The 20,079-nt window shown below is 50.3% G+C and carries 15 protein-coding genes; 12 read left to right on the top strand and 3 right to left on the bottom strand.

What is annotated here, in order from left to right; translation table 11 throughout:
- Positions 1 to 88 precede the first annotated feature (88 nt).
- The 6 genes from JMG82_RS02080 (at position 89) to JMG82_RS02055 (ending at position 9,052) form a co-directional block, all read left to right on the top strand.
- Positions 89 to 1,213, top strand: coding sequence for an McrC family protein (locus JMG82_RS02080; RefSeq protein ID WP_201353286.1), 1,125 nt, complete (start codon positions 89 to 91; stop codon positions 1,211 to 1,213).
- Positions 1,203 to 2,666 carry an McrB family protein gene (locus JMG82_RS02075; protein WP_201353285.1) on the top strand — a complete coding sequence of 488 codons (1,464 nt, stop codon included), beginning with the start codon at positions 1,203 to 1,205 and terminating at the stop codon, positions 2,664 to 2,666. The genes JMG82_RS02080 and JMG82_RS02075 overlap by 11 nt, the downstream gene beginning before the upstream one ends.
- 110 nt (positions 2,667 to 2,776) lie before the next feature.
- Positions 2,777 to 4,147 carry a phospholipase D-like domain-containing protein gene (locus JMG82_RS02070; RefSeq protein WP_201353284.1) on the top strand — a complete coding sequence of 457 codons (1,371 nt, stop codon included), beginning with the start codon at positions 2,777 to 2,779 and terminating at the stop codon, positions 4,145 to 4,147.
- A gap of 328 nt (positions 4,148 to 4,475) precedes the next feature.
- Positions 4,476 to 6,524: a glycine--tRNA ligase subunit beta gene (glyS, locus tag JMG82_RS02065; protein ID WP_201353283.1), complete on the top strand. Its 2,049-nt coding sequence runs from the start codon at positions 4,476 to 4,478 to the stop codon at positions 6,522 to 6,524.
- A complete protein-coding gene (locus JMG82_RS02060; RefSeq protein WP_201353282.1) occupies positions 6,525 to 7,646 on the top strand; it encodes an NAD(P)/FAD-dependent oxidoreductase in 1,122 nt (373 codons plus the stop codon).
- Positions 7,647 to 7,744: 98 nt separating this feature from the next.
- Positions 7,745 to 9,052, top strand: a complete 1,308-nt coding sequence (locus JMG82_RS02055; RefSeq protein ID WP_201353281.1) for a sulfatase-like hydrolase/transferase — start codon at positions 7,745 to 7,747, stop codon at positions 9,050 to 9,052.
- Here JMG82_RS02055 and JMG82_RS02050 read toward each other — a convergent pair.
- Positions 9,003 to 11,813 carry a translocation/assembly module TamB domain-containing protein gene (locus JMG82_RS02050; RefSeq protein ID WP_201353280.1) on the bottom strand — a complete coding sequence of 937 codons (2,811 nt, stop codon included), beginning with the start codon at positions 11,811 to 11,813 and terminating at the stop codon, positions 9,003 to 9,005. The genes JMG82_RS02055 and JMG82_RS02050 overlap by 50 nt on opposite strands.
- On the bottom strand, positions 11,813 to 13,504 hold the full coding sequence (locus JMG82_RS02045; RefSeq protein ID WP_201353279.1) for an autotransporter assembly complex protein TamA: 1,692 nt from the start codon (positions 13,502 to 13,504) through the stop codon (positions 11,813 to 11,815). The genes JMG82_RS02050 and JMG82_RS02045 overlap by 1 nt, the downstream gene beginning before the upstream one ends.
- A 41-nt stretch (positions 13,505 to 13,545) precedes the next feature.
- Between JMG82_RS02045 and JMG82_RS02040 the strand changes: the two genes are divergently transcribed.
- Genes JMG82_RS02040 through JMG82_RS02020 form a run of 5 tightly spaced genes read left to right on the top strand, consistent with a single transcriptional unit; the run spans position 13,546 to position 18,706 of the window.
- Positions 13,546 to 14,187 (top strand): HAD family hydrolase, encoded by a 642-nt coding sequence (locus tag JMG82_RS02040; RefSeq protein WP_201353278.1) that lies wholly within the window; start codon positions 13,546 to 13,548, stop codon positions 14,185 to 14,187.
- 4 nt (positions 14,188 to 14,191) lie between these two features.
- Entirely contained in the window at positions 14,192 to 15,094 is a 903-nt protein-coding gene (gene ppk2 / locus JMG82_RS02035) for a polyphosphate kinase 2 (RefSeq protein ID WP_201353277.1), read from the top strand.
- Positions 15,095 to 15,099: 5 nt separating this feature from the next.
- Complete coding sequence (locus tag JMG82_RS02030) at positions 15,100 to 17,118, top strand: TonB-dependent receptor (RefSeq protein ID WP_201353276.1); 2,019 nt, start codon at positions 15,100 to 15,102, stop codon at positions 17,116 to 17,118.
- Positions 17,115 to 17,546 carry a hypothetical protein gene (locus tag JMG82_RS02025; RefSeq protein WP_201353275.1) on the top strand — a complete coding sequence of 144 codons (432 nt, stop codon included), beginning with the start codon at positions 17,115 to 17,117 and terminating at the stop codon, positions 17,544 to 17,546. Before JMG82_RS02030 ends, JMG82_RS02025 begins: the two co-directional genes overlap by 4 nt.
- Entirely contained in the window at positions 17,546 to 18,706 is a 1,161-nt protein-coding gene (locus JMG82_RS02020; protein ID WP_201353274.1) for a diguanylate cyclase, read from the top strand. Before JMG82_RS02025 ends, JMG82_RS02020 begins: the two co-directional genes overlap by 1 nt.
- A gap of 104 nt (positions 18,707 to 18,810) precedes the next feature.
- On the opposite strand, the gene JMG82_RS02015 is transcribed toward JMG82_RS02020, so the two are convergent.
- Positions 18,811 to 19,434 carry a class I SAM-dependent methyltransferase gene (locus tag JMG82_RS02015; RefSeq protein WP_201353273.1) on the bottom strand — a complete coding sequence of 208 codons (624 nt, stop codon included), beginning with the start codon at positions 19,432 to 19,434 and terminating at the stop codon, positions 18,811 to 18,813.
- A 47-nt stretch (positions 19,435 to 19,481) separates the two neighbouring features.
- Between JMG82_RS02015 and JMG82_RS02010 the strand changes: the two genes are divergently transcribed.
- A complete protein-coding gene (locus JMG82_RS02010; RefSeq protein ID WP_201353272.1) occupies positions 19,482 to 20,066 on the top strand; it encodes an IMPACT family protein in 585 nt (194 codons plus the stop codon).
- The last annotated feature ends 13 nt before the right edge of the window (positions 20,067 to 20,079 follow it).

The following is a 20,079-nucleotide window of genomic DNA, read 5'->3' as shown; positions in this document are numbered from 1 at the left end:
GTGGAGCGCAAAGCTGAATCGTTGGACGTTTTTGCATGAAAATGCAAAAGTGAAGATAGAATTGGAGTGGTAAAAAGACGATCATGTCATGGAATATCTAACGGAAAATCGGCCCGTTCCGAAAGAGCTGGCCGAAACGATACGCCGCACTCCGGCTTTGCAACCCTATTTCAAAAACAGCTTCGCAGGGGTCGTGCCCGACAACTACTGCGGTTTTCTGCAACTGGAGGGAAAGAGCTATTTCATCGTCCCCAAAATCGCCGACGAAGCGACCGACAACCTCGACATTTTCATCACGATGCTGCTCTACGCCCAAGGGGTCGATCTACGAAACGAAGACCTCTTCGAAGCCCAAAATCAAAAGCACGATATTCTGGAGCTTTTCATCCGACTCTTCGCCACGGGGCTCTTCGAAGAGCTCAAACGGGGAGTTTTCCGAAGCTACGTGACGAAAAGAGAAGACCTGAAAGTGCTGCGGGGCAAATACCTTTTCGAAAAGAATTTCCGCCACTTCCACCACCAGAACCTCCACTGTGAATATGACGAATTCAGCATGGACAATCCGCTCAACCGTTTCTTTCTTTATGCCATCGACATTTTTCGACGATTCAGCCACGATGCCACCCTGCGACGCTGCGAAGCGATCTTCGACGAAGTGACCCGCCAGCGCATCGACCATCGCCGCCATGCCGTCCGTTTCGACCGATTGAACCGCCGCTTCGAAAAAAGCTACACCATCGCCAAAATGATCCTCGACAGGCTCGTGCCGCTCCCCTCCACCAAAGAGGAGCGAAGCTTCGCTTTTTTGTTCGATATGGGAGAGGTCTTCGAAGCCTTCGTCGGGCGACTCGTTCAGGAGATCGACTCCACCGCACGCCTGCAGGTGCAGCGCAACTTCGGCAACCTCCAGCTCAAACCCGACATCCTCACCGACCGTCTCATCATCGACACCAAATACAAAAGCATCGCCAACCGCGACGACCTCGCCACCCAGGACAAATACCAGATGTTCGCCTACGGCATCAACTTCGGCATAAAAGATGTCATGCTGCTCTACCCCAAACATCGTGTCGATGTGCGGGAAGATTTGGTTCTGGGGGAAGGGGAGAACGTGGTAAGATTGAGGATGCGGAGTTTGGAGTTAGGATATGCTTCCAATGAATTTATGAAAAATATCAAAAATAATTTAAAGGATATGCTTGATGAAAAATAGTATTACAGAAAATCACATAAAAGACGTATATGAAAAATTTAAAAATTATATTGAAGAAAATGGAATAAATGTCATAAACACTAAAACACAAGCACATATTGTTGATAAAATAAAAGAAACTGTAAAAAAAGATAGCGATCACAATTGGAATGAATCAAGTTTGAAAATTTATTTGAATAATTTAATTTATATGTTAAAAGGCGAAAAATTTACACAAACAATAAATAATGATGCAAAAAAATATTTCATTGAATCTATTTGTAATGATTTTGATGAAAATTATTGTGAAAATGCGAAAAAATCTCTCGAAGAACATGAGAAATATTACGAAAATATATCAACTAATAAAAATAAAATTAAAAATAGCATGAAAAAATTTCGTGAAAATCCCAACGATTTTGATGTTCCATTATCGGTCAAATGGTATTTTTCAATCAATCAAGATGCCAGTCAATATCCAGTTAAAGCAATATACAAAGATGCAATAGATCAGTCATCTGATTTAACGGTTGAGCAAATAAAAAGGAGGCTTGTCGATATTTTTGGTGAAAAAAATATAAATTTTTTTACTTTAGAAAATAAAGATAATAATGATTTTGAGAGAAACGGAAAACATTATTTTATTCAAAAAAACAAGTTAAATTATATTAATAACATCATACTTTATGGCCCTCCCGGCGTCGGCAAAACCCACAACATCAAACAACTCATCCAACTCATCGAAGAGGGCAAGTCCGAGTGGGAAATTTTCGATATTATCACTTCGAACGATCATTACGATTTGCCCGATTTCGATGAGAGTTTAAACAACCGTATCCGTTTCGTTACATTCCACCAAAGCTACGGTTACGAAGATTTCGTCGAAGGGTTTCGTCCCAATAACGAGGGAAAAATCGTGTTGACGAAAGGAGTCTTTTGCGAAATCGTTGATGATGCGCGAAAAGACACGGAGCGAAACTACTACCTCGTCATCGACGAAATCAACCGAGGCAACATCTCCAAAATCTTCGGCGAACTCATCACCCTCATCGAAGAGGACAAACGCGGCACGCTCGAAGTGACGCTGCCATACTCCAAAGAGCGCTTCACGGTGCCCGAAAACCTCTACATCATCGGGACGATGAACAGCACCGACAAATCGATCGCCCTCATCGACGTGGCGCTGCGGCGACGCTTCACCTTTTTGAAGATGGCGCCGAATGCGGAATTGATAGAACACCAGAAAGCCAGAGAAGTTTTTGAAGAACTGAACAACTTCGTCGCGGATCAACTGGGCGAAGAGTACCGCCTGGGTCACAGCTACTTCATGCCGATAAGTAGTGACGAAGAGCTCAAATTCGTCCTTCAGTATAAAATCGATCCACTGCTCGAAGAGTATTTCTACGGCGACAATGAAGGGCTGCGTGAAGCGCGGGAAATCATAGGGTCGATGACAGATGAAGCTACCGAATAACCGATGACCTACGAATACCTCATAGCCCTGCGAAGCACCAAGCCGGCCTTGCGGTTGGTGGGGAGTGACCATTTCGCGACGATTCTTTCGTGTTTGGATAGGAGATTTTCATGATCGAAGTGAACGGATCCCTTTTGGCGACGGGTTTTTTTCTCCTTTGGGAGATATTGATCGTCGTTTCGTTTCTGCACATGCTCTACCAGCGCCGGTCGCCGACGAGCATGATCGCCTGGCTTTTCGCGATGGTGGTGGTGCCCTACCTGGCGACGCTCGTCTATCTGGTGATCGGCACCCGCAAGATTCCGGCGAAACAAGCCAAACGGACTACCGGAAAACCGACTGCGCAGACGGGTAACCCCATCGAGGGGATTTTGCGCAACAACGGCATCCCCGAAGCGACCTACGGGAACGAAGTGCGGCTCATTTTCGACGGGGTGGAGGCATTTTCCTATCTGCAGCGCGCCATCCGTGAGGCGCGGCGCACTATCTGGATCAGCACCTACGTCTTCAAAGACGACGACGTGACGCGACGCCTGGGTGACCTGCTGATCGAGCGGGCCCGGGCGGGAGTGACGGTGAAACTGCTGATCGACGCGGTGGGGTCGTGGGGGGTCTATTTTCGCCGCAAGCCGCTTCGCCGTTTGAAAGAAGCGGGGGTGGATGTGCGCTTTTTTATGCCTATTTTCCAATCGCCCAGGAGCAACTACATCAACCTTCGTAACCATCGCAAAATCTATCTTTTCGACCAGCGCGCCGTCTTGACGGGCGGCATGAACCTCAGCGAGGAGTATCTGGGGCCCACCCCCGTGCCCAACCGCTGGGAAGATATGCTGCTTTACGCCGAAGGCCCCGTGGTACACCGCTATGCGGAAGTTTTCGCCGCCGATTGGCGATTCGCGACGGGGGAGAGACTGCCATTGGAGCCAATGAACGAAGGGAAGGGCGAAGCCTATATGCAGGTGGTTCCATCCGGTCCCGACATTCCCGGCGACGCGCTTTTTGAAGCGATTGTCAGCGCTGCCTTTTTCGTTCGAAAACGGCTCTGGATCGTCACCCCCTATTTCGTTCCCGACGAAGCGATGATGCTGGCTCAGCGTATCGCCCATCACAAAGGAGTCGATGTCAAACTCATCACACCCCGTAAATCCAACCACCGCATTGCCGACCTGGCGCGCAGCAGCTACATGCGAGAGCTGGCGGAAGAGGGGATCGACGTGGCGCTTTATGAAGGCAATATGCTCCACGCCAAAGCCATTCTCTTCGACGACCTGGGAGCGATGCTCGGGTCGGTCAATCTCGACAACCGCAGCCTGCTGCTCAACTACGAGGTAGTGAGTTTCTGTTATTCGGAGGCGATTATCCGCCATACGGAGAGGTGGATGCAAAGCCTCCTTGCCGATTCGAGCTATGGTCTCGCACCGGCTTCCAAGGTGCGCCGGCTGGGTGAAAACGTCATGCGTATTTTCGCCCCACAAATGTGAGGAAACGGAAATTAAGAAATGTATCATGGCTATTCTCTTTTGCCATGAAACGGTACAATTTCCGTAAATGCCCTACGACGTCGATCGGGTAGCAGGGCACTTGATCATATGGGCTGTTTGCAATATTTCTGCAGATTCCCCGGTATTCAAAAAGGTTCTCATCTTCATCCTCATCAATCGGCCGCTGGCTACGAACAGAAGTGTCCAACCCTCGTATGACAGCGGGTGGACGAGACCTTCGAAACCGCGCTCTACTCTTTCTCTCACCTCGTTATAAGCGCAGATTCTGTACAATCGCATCAACTTTTCCAATTGTAAGGTAAGAGCCATGATGCAACCTTTGCTTATCGAAATCGGGGTGGAGGAGCTTCCCGCCATTCCGCTGCTTAAAATACTTGACGACATCGAAAGATCGTGGGCGAATATTCTGGAGGCCAACCGGCTTATGAGCGAATTCGAATTCTCTTACACGCCGCGCCGGCTGGTGCTGTGGCATCCGGAATTTCCGACCCGGCAGCCCGACAGCGAAGAGGAGATGTTCGGCCCGCCGGTACAGATCGCTTTCAAAGAGGGGAAGCCGACCCGAGCGGCGGAGAGTTTCGCTAAGAAGTGCGGGGTGTCTCTGGATGAGATAGGCCGCGGCAAAAAGGGCGGCAAAGAGGTGCTCTACTACAAAAGAATCATCAAAGGCGAACCGGTCGAAGCGCTGCTCGAAGAGATGGTGAAAACCTGGCTCGGTTCGATGCGCTTTGGCAAAATGATGCGTTGGGGCGAGAGAAAAGAGGAGTTCATCCGCCCGGTACGGTGGGTATTGACGCTTCTGGGAAATGAAGTGGTGCCGATGGAGCTTTTTGGCGTGCGCAGCGGCAACACGACCCGTGTGCACCGGCAGGTCTCTTTCGATCCGGTAACGGTCGATTCTCCGAAAGCCTATTTCAAGGCACTGAAAAACGGCGGTGTCGACCTTTTCGCCGACCATCGCCAAAAGAGCATCCTCGAAGGGTTCGACCGCATCGAAAAGGATCTGGATATCGAAGTAGGGCGGGACGAAGAACTCATGGAAGAGGTGGTGGCCATCACGGAGTATCCTACCCCCCTGTTTGGACGTTTTGATGAGAGTTTCCTGAAGCTACCTCCCGAAGTGGTCATGACCAGCATGAAGGAGCATCAGCGATACTTTCCCGTTTTCAAAAATGGAAAACTTCACAACGGATTCGTTGTCGTCTCGAATGCCAAAACCGACGATTTCTCCCAGGTTGTCGCAGGCAACGAGCGGGTACTCAAGCCCCGGCTGGCCGATGCCATGTTCTTTTACGAAAACGACCTCAGACGGGGACTCGACCCGGAAGGGCTCAAGAATATCGTCTATATGGACGGGCTGGGAACGATGTTTGACAAAAGCGTTCGCGAAAGCGTCATCATGACGACGCTGACGGAAGTGTATGCCGAAAGACTCGAAAAAGAGACTTCCAAAGAGCTGGGAGAGCTCAAGGCGCTTGCCGAGCGTGCCGCCATGCTCGCAAAAGCCGATCTGCTCAGTGAAATGGTTTACGAATTCACCGAACTGCAGGGGATCATGGGATACTACTACGCCAGGGCCCTGGGCGAGGAGGATCTTGTCGCCGTGGCGATACGCGACCAGTATCTGCCCGCCGGTGAGGAGAGCGACCTTCCCGAAAATCTCTTCGCCGCACTGCTTGCCATCGCCTACAGATTCGACAACCTGATGGCACTCTTTTCCGTCGGCAAGATACCGACCGGCTCCCGCGATCCGTTCGCTCTCAGACGCGCGGCGGCGGGAATCATTCGCATCGTGACCCATTTTGGCATCCCCTTCCATATTACGGAGATGATCGAGTATTTCAAAAAGGAGTACGCTCCCTTCGAGACGGAAGAACTGGAGAAATTTTTCGATGAACGCTTCTACAAAGCGCTCGATGCCAACCCTTCGATCATCACGGCGGTCCTGGCAAGCGGCGAGCGGGATGTCAACGAAATCGTCAGGAAGGTCGAGGCGCTCAGGAACATCACCGAAAGCGACGAATTCAAAGAGGTGTTCACCACATTCAAACGGGTGGCCAACATCAGCAAAGATGTCGACCTGGAAGGCGATTTGAGCGTCGATCCTTCGCTTTTTGAAAAAGAGGAGGAAAAAGCTCTCTGGGATTCCTTTGGCGACGTCGTTTCGAAAGAGTACGAGGAGTACGAAGCGCAGCTGGATGCGCTCTTTTCGCTCAAACCGCAGCTTGATCGTTTTTTCGACAATGTCATGGTCAATACGGAGAATGAGAAAATCCGCACCAACCGGAAAAACCTGGTGGGCAGCATCTACAAAGCGTTCAAAGAGATTGCGGATATCAAAGAGATCAGTGTTTGAGTGTTGGCGTTGAATGAACGGCTGTACGATACAATAGTTATAGGTGCCGGTATCGCAGGCATTTCAACAGCCTGGTGGCTCAAAAAGTCCGGACAGAAGGTCCTGCTGCTGGACAAAAAAGGGCCGCTTGCGGGAGCGAGCGGGGCGGCGGGGGCTTTTCTCTCCCCCCGTCTTGGACGCGGCGGCGACCTTCAGAAAATCACGAACGAAGCTTACCGCTTCGCCCTTAGGTTCTATGCCAAGAGGGTTCCGGAAGGATTCTTCCAAAAAGGGCTGGTCCGGATACCCAAAGATGAAAAAGATGCCGAAAAGTTCGCATCCTTCGAACCATTCATCGACGTACCTTTCGAAAAAGTGACCGCTTCGGACTTTCCCCACATCGCGCCTGAGGCGATGCGCTTCGGCGCTTTTTTCTTCAAAGATGCCGCTTTTGTCGACCCGATGACGGTGGCGATGAGGCTGATGGAAGGTATCAAAACGCGGTGGGGTTTCGACGCGAAGCCGGTTTATCGGAAAGGGGCTTGGCACATAGGGCAATTTTCGGCGGAAAACATCGTGCTGGCCACAGGTGCCGATCGTCTCCCGGTGAAGATTCCCTACATCGAAATAGGCGGAGTATGGGGCGAGCGTGTCGATGTGCGCAGCGATGCGGAAATACCCGTGACCCTCCATCGGAAACTTTCGGTCTCCGCCAATGTGGAAGGCATCGTGCGCATCGGGGCGACCCATGTCAGAAACGACTCCCGAAGCGAGATCGAGCGGGTGAACCAGCTCATCGTCGATGCCGTCGGACTGGTTCCATCTTTGCAGGACCAGCAGATTGTGCGCATCTATGCCGGGCACCGCTCCTCGGTCAGCGACCATTTCCCGTTGGCCGGAGCGGCCGCCGATGCCGAAACGGCACTGGCACGCCTTGGGAAGCCGTCCAAAAGCCTCAAACCCGAAGACGGTTCGATACCCCGCATCGGGGGGCTCTTCCTGATCGGTGGTTTCGGCGGACGGGGTTTTGTCTTCGGCCCTATGATGGGAAAGATGGTAGCGGAGAAAATTATCCAAAACAGCCCGGTGGACATCCGAGTTTCGCCGGACCGCTATCTTTTGAGGTTTCTTCGGCATCACTGATGCGTGCCGCTTCTTTGTTCGCCGCACTCGCATTTTCTCTCTATTGCGCTTTTTCGGACTTTTTTGTCACGCATCGCGTCTCACTTGCCGGAAGCCTCGTGTTTTTTGTTTTCATTCTGTTCGTGACATGCTTTTTCCGAAGAGGTACGATTCTCTATCCGGCCCTGCTGCTTCTGGGCTATCTCCATCACCTCTTTTTTACCTTTTTCCAAAGAGAGGTATCCGCCGCGGATATTCGTCTGTTTTTTGGCCACATTGACGAAACGTTCGAAACATTTTTTGCCATGGGGCATCTTTTTCTGCGGCCCACCCTTTTGTTCATAATCGGACTGCTGCTTGTTGGGGGATTGAGAAGATTTTTCAGCGAAAGTTGTACATTGACGATGGGGCGATGGACGAAGAGGGCGCTTTTGCTTGTTTTGATACTGCTTTCTGCTGATGCCACGTTGGGTATGAAGCTGGGTGTCGCGACCATGCAGACGCTTTTTCGGGACAACACGGAATATCTGCAAAGGGCGCAGGCGCCTCTTTATCCTCTCAGGGAATCCAATATCACCATCGTCCTGGTGATTGGCGAAAGCATGAAATACGACAGCGAAGTGGAAAGAAGATTAAAAAAAAGTGGCAATTTCTACAAAAAAATCTATGCGGGGGCGACCAATACCGATGTTTCGGTACCGCTGTTGCTCAACGGATTGACCGATCCCCGGCAGCTTTCCGGAAAAAACGAAACCAATCTTTTCCGATTGGCGAAAAAGAACGGATACAGTACGATGTTCTGCTCCGCTCAAAGTCCAAAGAGCCTTCGTTACATCGAACCCTTTTTGCAGAGACCGTTTATCGATCACTATCAAACGTACGCCAAAACTTCGTGTCCGCCGCTGTATGACTTTCACCTCTTCGAAGCGCTCGAGTCCTCCAACTTAACCAAAAAGCGATTCATTGTGCTGCAACAGATCGGACAGCACTCGCCCTATATCTATTATCCGGGGAAAAAATCCGATGAGCCGCTTGTAAACTATCACCGCTCCCTTAGTTACAGTTTCATGCTTTACGATGCCATCATCTGGTACTTGAGAGAGCAAAACATTCCCTTCGTATTTGTCATGACGTCGGATCATGGAGAGTTTACCGGAGAAGAAGGGAGATTCGGCCATAACACGTTCGACCCTGTTGTGTATGAAGTGCCCTTGATGGTCGCGGCCAACGTTGAGTTGCCCGAAAGCCTGACGCATATTGTTTCCCATTATCACGTCTATCAGCTGCTGCGCTATCTTCTTGGCTATGAAGAGCAAATGACGCTTTCAAAGAAGCCGGTGGTTGTCAACGGGTCCATGGTGAGCAGAGAGGACGGTTTTATCGTGATTCATCCCCGGAGGATTTGTCAAAGAGTCCAAGATCCCTGAAATCCTTGATATAGAGCACGTTGATTCCCTGGCCCGTCTCTTTGACATCCACATCGACCCGGATGCTCCTGGAGATCTTGTACTGAATGATGAAGCTCGAAAGCGTGTCGTTGCGATAAATGATCCGGAAGCGTTTGCCGATACGCTTGCCGATTTCGATACCGAACCCTCCCTCTTCGGTGTTGAGGATATTGAAGGTGTCGAATTTCAGTCCCGTTGCAGACCCGATGGCACTCTTTAACCCCATGCCGAGCAGCATCGTCGCGACGGAAGTGGATGCGTCTCCCCGTCCCTGAAACGATTCGTCGGCCGGACTTCCGAAAAGAATATAGCTCATGATGTCGTTCTGGCTCATCGGTGGCTCGGAGGAGAAGAGAAAGACCGGATCCGCCAGCGTGTGGCTTACGTAGATATTGAAACGATTGAAGTCGATTTCGTACCGGATATGCAGATCGAGGTAGGGGTTGATGGGGTAAGCGCCGCCGAAATAGATTTCCGAGGGCAGGATGCGAAAGTGTTTCTCCTCCACATCCAGGGCTCCATCGACCAGGCGGACGATTCCAAGCAGTACAGTGGGTTTGAGAGGCTCTTTCCATATCGTCACATCCGGCTTGAACCGCAGATGTATCATCGGGATATCGTATCTTAGGGGAGTTGTCGAATAGATTCGGACGTTGAGACTTTTACGGGTATGGCTCGGTTCCCTGATGTCCTGGATGATGATGATATCCTCGTCGGTGACGGTATACTCCTTTTTGGGCATATAGGTGATGTTCGCATCGGTCACTTTGACTTCTCCCTCGACGTCAAGGCTCTTTTGTGTGAGATTGACATCGATGCCCGCATCGGCGGTGATGTTACCTTCCCTTCCTACGTAGCGCATAGCCTCTCCCTCAAAACGGAAGTCGCCCGTCATTTCATTAAGATTCAGCGACCCCTTCAGCTCGCCCGTGTCCAGAACACAGAAGCGATCGACATGGAAGGTGAGGTTTTGGTCGAAGTGGAAGTAGGATGGTCTCTTTTGAGTGAAACGGCGCTCTTTGAATCCGATGTCATAGCTGTCGATCGAGATTTTCTCTCCATTGACCCCTCCGACAAGCCTGGAATCGAGCCCGTAATAGACCGTTTGTGAATCGGGCTGCACCAGGTACCATGGTATCTGCGTATGGTATCGAAGGGTGATCCAATCCGAAATCCGGAGGCTGAAACGGCTATCCACTTCCGCGTCGACGGTGACCTCGCTTTTGATATTAAAATCCTGCATGAGCGCATAGAGGGAGTCGATATGGGTATGAAAATCCAGATTCACGGAATCGTCCTTTTCGATGCCTCCTTTGACATCGAGTGTCAAAGATCCCACATTGGCCCACCCTTTGACCACTTTGTCTCTTTCGAAAAGGGTAATATAGGCTTTGGGAGCCGAGATATTGAAAAGTTTGTTGTTTTTCGAGTAGAAGATGTAGGCGTTGACTTCCGATTTGAACATGGGGGGCACAGATTCCCAGATACCCCCTCGCACATCCTTGGGTTCGACGGAGGCACGGACAAGAACCGATTCGGGATGTATCTCGACGAAGCTTTTCGATGTCGAATAGTTACCGTCAAGGCGAATGACCCCTTTGAGTGACGGATCGGGAGATATTTTGGCCGTGGCATTCGCCTCCAGCGAGATCGTCTGCTGCGAGAAAAGTTTGGGCAGATGTTCCAGATACTCTATTTTATGGGGTTTTGCTGTCGCTTTGAGGGCGAATAGATCATAATCGGTGGAAAAGAGGCTGATATTGAAAGCACCCATGTAAAAGTCCGCCGTCACGACACTCTCGTCTCCGGCGGCATCCGCCTCGAAACGCTTTGCCGGCAGGGGGTGGGTCTGCCGCACCACCACACCTTTGACTCTGGATGCATAAGCCAGTGAAGGGGTCATGAGCAGTGTTTGGTTGATATCGGCATCGACCGCCGTTGTCCTGAGGCGGTAGGTTGCTTTGGATGTCATATAGTTTTCTTCGAAAAAGTAGTTGAAGTCAAGATGCAAACGGCCGATGGAGAGGTTGTGTTCGCGTAGGCAGAGCGGTGTCGCCAGATGGGTGGAAGCTTTCAGCCTGTTTTGGTTGATATGTATCGCGATCGGGAGGTTTTCGGGAACTTTTCGAAGCACTTTTGCCGCCATAAGGTGGTATTTTCGGGAGAAGGAAGCCCGCCCTTTGAGCGTGACATCGAGATTGTGAAGCATTCCTTCGAACCGGCCGCGGGCGTACGGGGAGCGGACTGCGATGGAAAATGACGGAATGTCGAAATCGCGGCCGAACCATCGGAAATTTCGGGCATCGAGATCAAAACCGATCCGATCGGGCAGGAATATGTCGCAGTTATCGATTGCGATACGATTTATGCGGAGGGGAGGAAGCACGATAGAGGAGGTTTTTTTCCCCTTTTTGGTTTTGAAGTCGAAGCGCCCGGGATAGATTTTCACATCTTCAAGAAGCACGGAATCGACAGCAGGGGCCGGTGAAAGGAGTCTGAAAATCGAATAGTGAAGGGAGGCGTGTCGCGCGTGAAAGGCTTTTTTGTATGCAATGTCGTACACATCGAAACCGGTATAGAGAGTTCCTTCGATTTTTTTGTAGAGGATGCCGTTGTCTCGCAGCGCTTTTTTGGCGATGTAATTGGTCGTTTCGGGATGGAGCGTCACATAGAAAAAAAGTCCGGTCAGGATGATCGCTCCCTGCAGTGAGAGTGCCAGTTTTGCGTAAAGCCTTCGCATCAGAAGAGCTCTCCGATATGAAAATGGAAGGCGAACTGCCCGAAGTCCTCGACATCGAAACCGACATCCAGAGCGATCGGTCCCATCGGTGTGAGATACCGTATTCCCGGGCCGACAGCGATGTAGGATTTACCGAAATCCGGAAACGCATCCTGCCCCAGAAAGGTGACATCGCTGAAGAGCACCCATCGGAAATTGTCTCCCAGGGGTATACGAAACTCAAGGGTCCCTTCCGCAATGCTGTAAGCGCCGATAGGGTCGCCGTAACGATTCTTCGGACCGAGGCGGCGATAATTGTAGGCGCGGTTGGAATTCATGCCGCCGGCATAAAAACGGTAGGATGGCGGGATGCGCCCGGTCATTACATCGATCGATCCGAGTTTCAATCGGGTCGAAACGATACCCCAGTCAACCGATTTATGGTAGGAAGCCGATCCCATGATTTTATAGTAAGTCGCATCGGAAACGTAGCACTTCACCGAACCCTTTCCCTCCAGTTCTATCCGATAGCCTTGGGTCGGATCGAGAAATGAATCGCGCCTGTCCACCTCCCATCTGAGGCCCGGAGAGACGATCGTCAGTTTTCCGTTGGGAAAATTGACAGGGTCGTTGCTGTTCCTCGTGTCGGATCTGTCGAAGATGATTCCCTCCTGGAAGTAGTGGGGATGACGAATATGTTTGAGATTGAAACTGGCGAGTATGGAGTATTCGTCGTATCCGTCGAAAATCTCCTTTTTCACGCCCGCTTCCATACCGAGACGGTTGTGGTGGGCCAGGGGCATCTCAGCCGTCGTCCTGACATACTGCTTGATCTGGGAGTAGCGTGTATCGATGCCCACCGTCTTGAGATTGCCAAAAAAATTGCGGTGTTTGACACCCATCTGCAGATTGATGCCCTCGTCGCTGCTGTAACCTGCACCGGCCGTGAAGTGGACAGGCTTGGTATAGACCGTTACGGTGATATTGACAGGTACTTCGTTGCCTTGGTGTTTCGTGTCGTCTATAATGACACGCTCGATGCCCTCGTTGGCATAGATTTCGCGGTAGGAGCGGCGAATCAGTTCGGCCGAATAGGGCTCTCCGCTCCGAAACATCAGGAGTGAGCGTATGATCCTTTCATCCACTGTCGGAGGCGTATGGATTGTGATCTTTCCGAAAACGCAGGGGTCGTTCGGATGGACATCGTAGACAATATAGGCTTCGTTTTTTTCGATATCCACGAATGCTTTGGCATCGAGATAGACGTTGCAGAAGTGATTGTCCCTATAGTACCGTTTGATCTTCTCTTTGCTTTTGACAAAGAGTTCCGCATCGAAACGATCCCCCGGATGGAATGGAATGATCTTTTCTATATCCAGTGTCGAGACGGCGGATACGTCGGCAACCCTGATGGGCACATTCTCTACGATATCGATGATGATCCGGTTTTTTTCGATACGGCTGGACGCTCTTGTATGGTAAAATCCGTGTGATTTGTAGTACTCTTCGATAGCAGGAAGCAGTGCGTTGACTTTCGTGGGGTCGATTTTGGGTTTTTTCTTCCAAAATTCGAAAAAAAGAGGTTTTGGAATTCCCATCACTTCATAGAGCCGGCTCTCTTCGATATGGTCGTTGCCTCTGAATTTGACAGGCAGTGGCACAGCCGAAAGAAGCTGTACAAAAAAAAGCGAAAAGGCGAGGACACGTTTCACCGGCTACCCTGTTTTTGGACCCATTATACAAAGGAGTTGCTGTGAAAACCGTTATTTTCGATCTTGACGGGACCCTGGTCGACAGCCAGGAAGACATCACCGCTTCCATCAATCATGTGCGCACTCAAATCTATGGTCTTGATCCGTTGGATTCGGCATTCGTCATCGACAGAATCAACAAAAGAGGTCTCAATCTCGCATTGGAATTTTACGGTGTCACAGAGTACGAGCAGAAGGCCAAAGCGCTTTTTGAAGACCACTACAGCAGACAGTGTGTCAAAAACGCGAAGACCTTTCCGGGAATTCCCGAACTGCTGGAGGCGCTGAAGTCGAAAGGGTGTGATCTCTACATCGCGACCAACGCACCCAGCAAAACGTCCGAAATGATACTTCAAAACAATAACATCGCGCACCATTTTACCGATATTATAGGTGCGGACCGGGTCGAAAAAGCGAAACCCGATCCCGAAGTGATTTTGAAAATAGTCGAAAAATCGAAATATGATGAAATCTGGATGATCGGTGACAGTCCCAAAGATCTCATGGCGGCCCAAGGTGCCCGTGTCGATGCGATCTTTGTGACATGGGGATATACACTCCATCTTCCGGAAGAGTTCGCGGATATTTTGAAAGCCGAAAGACCGGACGATATCCAAAGACATATAATTTCGCAACAAAGGTAAAGATATGATCAACGAAGGACTCCAACAGTTGAAAAAAGAGGCGAAAGACAAAAAGACGCTCAAGCAGATCGAACGCATCGAAAAACTGATGGAAAAGCTCCACACCAAGAGCGGGCTGACACTGCTGGCGAAAGGAAAAAAACTTGACAAGGCGCTTCGGACGGTCGCTTACGAAGAGGATCTTGTCCGACTGCAGATCGAACTGGTCAAACTGCAGAACTGGATTTACGAGAACAAGAAGCGCGTACTGATTATTTTCGAAGGCCGGGACGCGGCAGGAAAAGGAGGGGCCATCAAACGCTTTACAGAGCATCTCAATCCCCGCCGCTACCGGGTCGTAGCCCTGCCGAAGCCAACAGAAGTGGAGATGGGGCAGTTCTATTTCCAGCGTTATATCGCCCAGCTTCCGAATCCGGGTGAAATCGTCTTTTTCGATAGAAGCTGGTACAACCGGGCCATCGTCGAGCCGGTTTTCAAATTCTGCACCGAAGAGCAGTATGAAAAGTTCATGCAGGAGGTGCCGGGGCTGGAGCATGCATTGATCGACGACGGCATCATTTTGATCAAATTCTGGTTCTCCATCTCGAAAAAAGAGCAGCAGAAGCGTTTCAAGGAGCGCAAACTCAATCCCCTGAAGCAGTGGAAAATCAGTCCGATCGATATGAAAGCGCAGAAAATGTGGGATGAGATCACCTATTACAAGGAGGAGATGTTCAGCCGGACGCACACCAGCTATTCACCCTGGATCATTGTCAAAAGCAACGACAAGAAATCGGCGCGTCTCGAATCGATCCGCTATGTCCTTTCGAAAATTCCGTATGAGGGAAGAAAAGAGGCGAGTTCCATACTCCATCCCGATCCCGATATAGTCCAGCGCTATCATCGTCAGAGCAAACAGGTCGATTGAAAACCATGAGAAAATACGCATTTTCCGCGGCCGCACTCATCCTGCTTCCTCTTTGTCTGGCACCTTCGCTCCATGCAGACGAATCGATGGAGGATCTTCTGAAAAGTTACCGCAAAGAGGCGGATCTTTCGAAACAAACGAAGAAAGAGAATGCCGGCTTCGTCACTGTCTACACCCGGGACGATCTGGAACGGATGCAGGTTTACCGCCTCTCCGATCTGATCAAATCGATGTGGTTTTTCCGGTACGATCTCAACAGTTTCGGCATGCCCGATCCTTTGCAGAAAAACCCCGTATTCTATTCGAGCGATTCGATTAAAATCTATGTCAACGACCATGAAATCACCAGCGGTTTCTCCGGCAGTGGCCTTCAGTTTTACGGCAATGTCGACATGGGTATGTTCGACCATGTGGAGATCTACTACGACTCGCCCGTGCTCGACGTGGCCACGGAACCGGCCATCGCTGTCATCAAGCTCTACACCAAAGAGCCCGAACGGGAAAACGGCGGAAGCCTGGTAATGCGCCTCGCAGACAGAGGCTCGCAGGAGGCTTACGTTTCCCATGCCATGGTGTTTGATACATGGGAGTATTTCGCCTATGCGCAGGAGAGTGAAAACTATTTCAAGCACGATCAACACCTCGGTTCCACCCTCTCCAAAAACTACCGGCAGCAGCATCTCTTTTTCGATCTGCAACGCGAGGGCGACCGGTTCGAATTCGAATACCTCAATCAGAAGCATGACCCTTTCACGGCCCAAAGCACCGAGATTACACCCACCGGAGGGTACTGGAAAATGCCTGTTTTGAGAGCATCGTACTCGGGTGAGTGGTTTAACAGGAGTTTTCATACCGATCTTTCTTATATCCACTCGACGCTGGAAATGGATATGCGATCCCGCTCACTCTTCTGGGGACAGATCTATTATCCCTTCGCCCCGTCGGGCGACCCGTCCGATCCGTTCAATCCGGATCATCCCTTCAACCCGGGCAGCTGGATTCCGGGACCGGACGGTCAGCACCATTTTGCACTCAAAGGCACAGGCGATCTGTTCACGACGAAAATCTATAAAGATTGGAAATGGGGCGAGCACTTCCTCAAATGCGGTGTCGAATACCGTTACAAAGCCGCGAAAACCGACAAGATGGTTTTCAACCAGGTCAGAAACGCCCAGGACAAGGCCCATTTCAATATCGGGTCATTCTATCTGCAGGATCAGGTCTCACTTTTTGGCAACGCCATGCTCTCCCTCTCCTTTAAATACAACTACTACGACCTTCAAAGAAGATACGATGGCGAATCGAACGACGATTCACTCGATACATGGCAGGGAAGAATCGCCTACAGTTTCATCAGGGACAACTGGCATTTCAAGACCTTCCTGACCCACAACGAACTCTCCACGCAGCTTTTCGAACTCCTGTTGCACGATGCGCAACTCGATTCCCAGAAACTCAATACCCTTTCGATGGAAACCAAATATATCGACGATGCCGACCAGTATCGGGTGGTGGCTTCCGGGTCCAATGCACAGGATGTCAATATCGTCAACTGGTCGGTCACGGAAGGCAACCGTGTCGAGTCGATCGATCTGAATATATTCAATGCCGTCTTTGAAGCTTCTCACAACTTCAGCGACAACCACCGACTCGATTTCAATTTTTACTATACCCATCTAAACAAGAGTTTCGATGGTTCCAACAAAAATTATACAGGCGGAATGTTCCGGCTACTGGACACTTTCGACAATCTCGATCTGTTCAATGAATTGATTTTTCGTCAAAAAACCACGGGTGTCGACGAAGGATGGGATTACAATGCTGGTTTGAAATATCACCTGAGCAAAGATCTGACGTTGGCGATCAAGGGTGTCAACATTCTTGATAAGGCGAAAAAGACGAAATATTACACCCTTCGACTGCCTGATCTGAGAACGCAGCAGTTTCCGAACGCGACGTTGGGCGATACTGTACTTCCGGTAGTGGAGCGACAGGTCTATTTCTCTTTGGAGTGGCTGTTTTGAGAAAGTTCATACTCTTTTTAGGTCTCTTTTTTTCGTTCCAACTCTTCGCCTCCTCCGAAGACTCGATCGATATAAAAATATGGAAACGTATGATTTTCGACCTCTCTTTGAAACAGTACAGGGTCTATACGGAAGATGAGAAAATAAAAACATTACTTATCCAAATACCAGGTATCGACGTGCTCCCATCCTGTACGGATGCGACACTCATCATCGATACGAAGCACAATATCGTCAAAGGAAACGAATGTGAAGCCATTCCCAGGCTCTCCAACGATTACCGCCTGATGGTCAGGAAAAAGGATGAAATCGGTGCGTTTTTCTGGATGAAAGGACGACCGACCATCATTTTTTCAAAACCCAGACTTCAACGGTTCGGTCTGACCGTCGCGCCCGAACTGCAAGACTATCTCGAAGAGATCGAATAATGAAGATCACACGCCAATTCGACCTGGTACTGAAAATCGGAATCGTCATTCTGACACTTTTGACCATGGCGATGATCTATCTCTATCTGCAGGTCGACAAGGTCCTCTCATCGACCCGGCAGGAGATGACCGAAATGATCATCGACCGCTACGGAATGGAGCTGAGCAATGCGGCAAGACTGATCGAATACCTCTCGGACGGTGCGCTTCTTGAGAAACTGGAGGCGCAGCCGGCCCTGCGCTTACGACTGCAACAGAATCTCGCCTTTTACAAGACTCCCGAGATCGACAACATTTTCGTCATCTACAGGGACAAAAGGGGCAAATACCGCTATCTTCTGGATGCGGAAATGGATCCTGAAAAACAGGCAATGTTCAAACAGCGGTTCGAACCTGTTTCAAATGTCTGGGACAATGCCTACAAAAGCGGAGAGAAACAGTTTTTCAAACATGTGAAAAACGGCACGCTGTGGGTCTCCGTTGCTGTTCCGATCATTGAAAAGGGGCGTGTGGCCGCCGTTTTGGGCAGTGATCTGTCCGCTTCCATACGCACCGATGTCCAGCGGAGATTTTCCCAGATCAAGACGTTGATTCTGAGCGTCGCCGTCATCATCGGAATACTCCTGATCTTCGGATACATCCAGATCTATTACTATTTCAAGGGACGCTCCCGCAGTTTCATCGATCCGTTGACGGGGGCCTGCAATAGGAAATTTCTCTACGAGGTTCTCGCCAACGGCAACTATGAGGAGTACCAGATCATCATGTACGACGTGGACCACTTTAAAGAGGTCAACGATACATACGGCCACGATACGGGTGACGATGTGCTCAAAATGCTTACCAAAAGAGTCAAAAGAATGCTTCGGCGTGAAGATTATCTGGTGCGTTTCGGAGGAGAGGAGTTCATCATTTTCCTCAAAACCAACAGCCAAAAAGAGGCGATGGAGGTCGCAGAGAGAATCAAAAAGACGGTTGAAACGTCGCCCTTCGTCATCGGAGACAATATTCTGCACATTACGATATCGGTAGGTATCAACGACAGCGTGATATCGGCATCCAATCTCGACGAGGCGATCGAAAAAGCGGATATACAGCTCTATTGCGCGAAAAATGCGGGGCGCAACAGAATCTGTGTCAACAACTCGGTGGTTTTGTAGCACCCGGCAAACAATCCGACAGGGGGCTCATGGAAAAGTGCGAGACCCTTTCGAATACGCCGACACAGCCTCATCTTTTTACGAAACGAAGTGAGACTCTCCGTTTATTTCGAGTCTTGTGCCCGGTCTTTGATTCTGGCACCCAGCAAGAAGATGTCGTAACGGCGTTTGCCGCACTTTTGCACACGGTGGACAATACGATACGATATCTCGGAAAATCCCGCCTTTTTCGCAGACTCTTTCAGACTTTTTTCCTCAAATCCGAAATGCCAGACCCCTTCGTTGCCGTGATCATGAAATGTCCCGTCTTCGGGCGCAAGATCGGCTAGCGCGATGAAACCTCCGGGACGAACCAGGCCATGAAGTTTTCTCAGCAGCGCATCGGTGTTGGGGATGTGATGAAGGGTCATGGAGCTGACAATTCCGTCGAACGTTTCTGTCGTCTCGAACGCCATGATGTCGGAATGGACGGCTTCGATTTTCTCTCCGAACTCCATAAGGTTCGCTCTGAGCTGTTCGAGCATGCCCGTTGAGGTATCCAGAGCCACCATTTTACCGACACTCGGCAGCAGACGGCGTGTCAAAAGTCCTGTCCCCGCACCGACATCGAGAAGTAGCATCGAGGAATCCAAAGCGAAACGGTCCCGGATCGCTTCGGCGACGCTCTCGGCCAGCGCCTGTCTTCTCTTTGAAGCGTCCCATGTTCTGGCCCGTTCATCGAAACTCATCGGCACCCCTTTGGTTTTTTTACGGAATCGGATAGAATTCTAACACAATGAAGAGAGTTGCTACACCGCATTATGCCGAGACGAAAGCCAAACGTTCGAAGTTTCTCGCTTTTTTGGTGCCCATGGATCGGTTTGAAAAGACAAAAACCCGTCTTCGCGCCGAGCACCCGAAAGCCAGCCATATCGTCTGGGCCTATCGCAAGCGCAACGAACATGGGCATATTATAGAAAACAGCAGCGACGACGGTGAACCGAAAGGGTGTGCCGGAAAACCCCTTCTTCATGTGATGCGTGGCAACGACCTGATCGCGTCGGCCATTTTTGTCGTCCGCTATTTCGGGGGCATCAAACTAGGTACGGGAGGCATGGCGAGAGCCTACGGCGAAGCGGCGAAACGTGTCGTATCGGCTGCCGAATTGATCCCCTACGAAGAGTTTGCACGCATCACATTCCATACCCCTTACGCCCGAATGTCCCAATGGGAGCACAGAATCGGCAAACTTGCAAATGCCACCGTTGAAAGAGATTTCGAGCCGGCGGGTGCCACCTGGCACGTAAGAGCTTCCAAGAGTGAAATCGCGCAGATTACGGCGATTCTGCAGCAAGAACGCATCGATTTTTTGATAAAATAGCACCCAAAAAGGT

Origin of the sequence: Hydrogenimonas urashimensis, assembly GCF_016593255.1 — a bacterium.
Classification (GTDB): domain Bacteria; phylum Campylobacterota; class Campylobacteria; order Campylobacterales; family Hydrogenimonadaceae; genus Hydrogenimonas; species Hydrogenimonas urashimensis.
The sequence above is the reverse complement of the archived record's forward strand: the minus strand, read 5'-3'. Positions and strand labels throughout refer to the sequence as shown.

Coding starts and splice junctions, on each gene's coding strand:
- JMG82_RS02050 (WP_201353280.1), bottom strand. CDS start 11,813: ATGCGAAGGCTTTACGCAAAACTGGCACTCTCACTGCAGGGAGCGATC.
- JMG82_RS02070 (WP_201353284.1), top strand. CDS start 2,777: ATGATCGAAGTGAACGGATCCCTTTTGGCGACGGGTTTTTTTCTCCTT.
- JMG82_RS02075 (WP_201353285.1), top strand. CDS start 1,203: ATGAAAAATAGTATTACAGAAAATCACATAAAAGACGTATATGAAAAA.
- JMG82_RS02030 (WP_201353276.1), top strand. CDS start 15,100: ATGAGAAAATACGCATTTTCCGCGGCCGCACTCATCCTGCTTCCTCTT.
- JMG82_RS02020 (WP_201353274.1), top strand. CDS start 17,546: ATGAAGATCACACGCCAATTCGACCTGGTACTGAAAATCGGAATCGTC.
- JMG82_RS02080 (WP_201353286.1), top strand. CDS start 89: ATGGAATATCTAACGGAAAATCGGCCCGTTCCGAAAGAGCTGGCCGAA.
- glyS (WP_201353283.1), top strand. CDS start 4,476: ATGATGCAACCTTTGCTTATCGAAATCGGGGTGGAGGAGCTTCCCGCC.
- JMG82_RS02010 (WP_201353272.1), top strand. CDS start 19,482: ATGAAGAGAGTTGCTACACCGCATTATGCCGAGACGAAAGCCAAACGT.
- JMG82_RS02015 (WP_201353273.1), bottom strand. CDS start 19,434: ATGAGTTTCGATGAACGGGCCAGAACATGGGACGCTTCAAAGAGAAGA.
- ppk2 (WP_201353277.1), top strand. CDS start 14,192: ATGATCAACGAAGGACTCCAACAGTTGAAAAAAGAGGCGAAAGACAAA.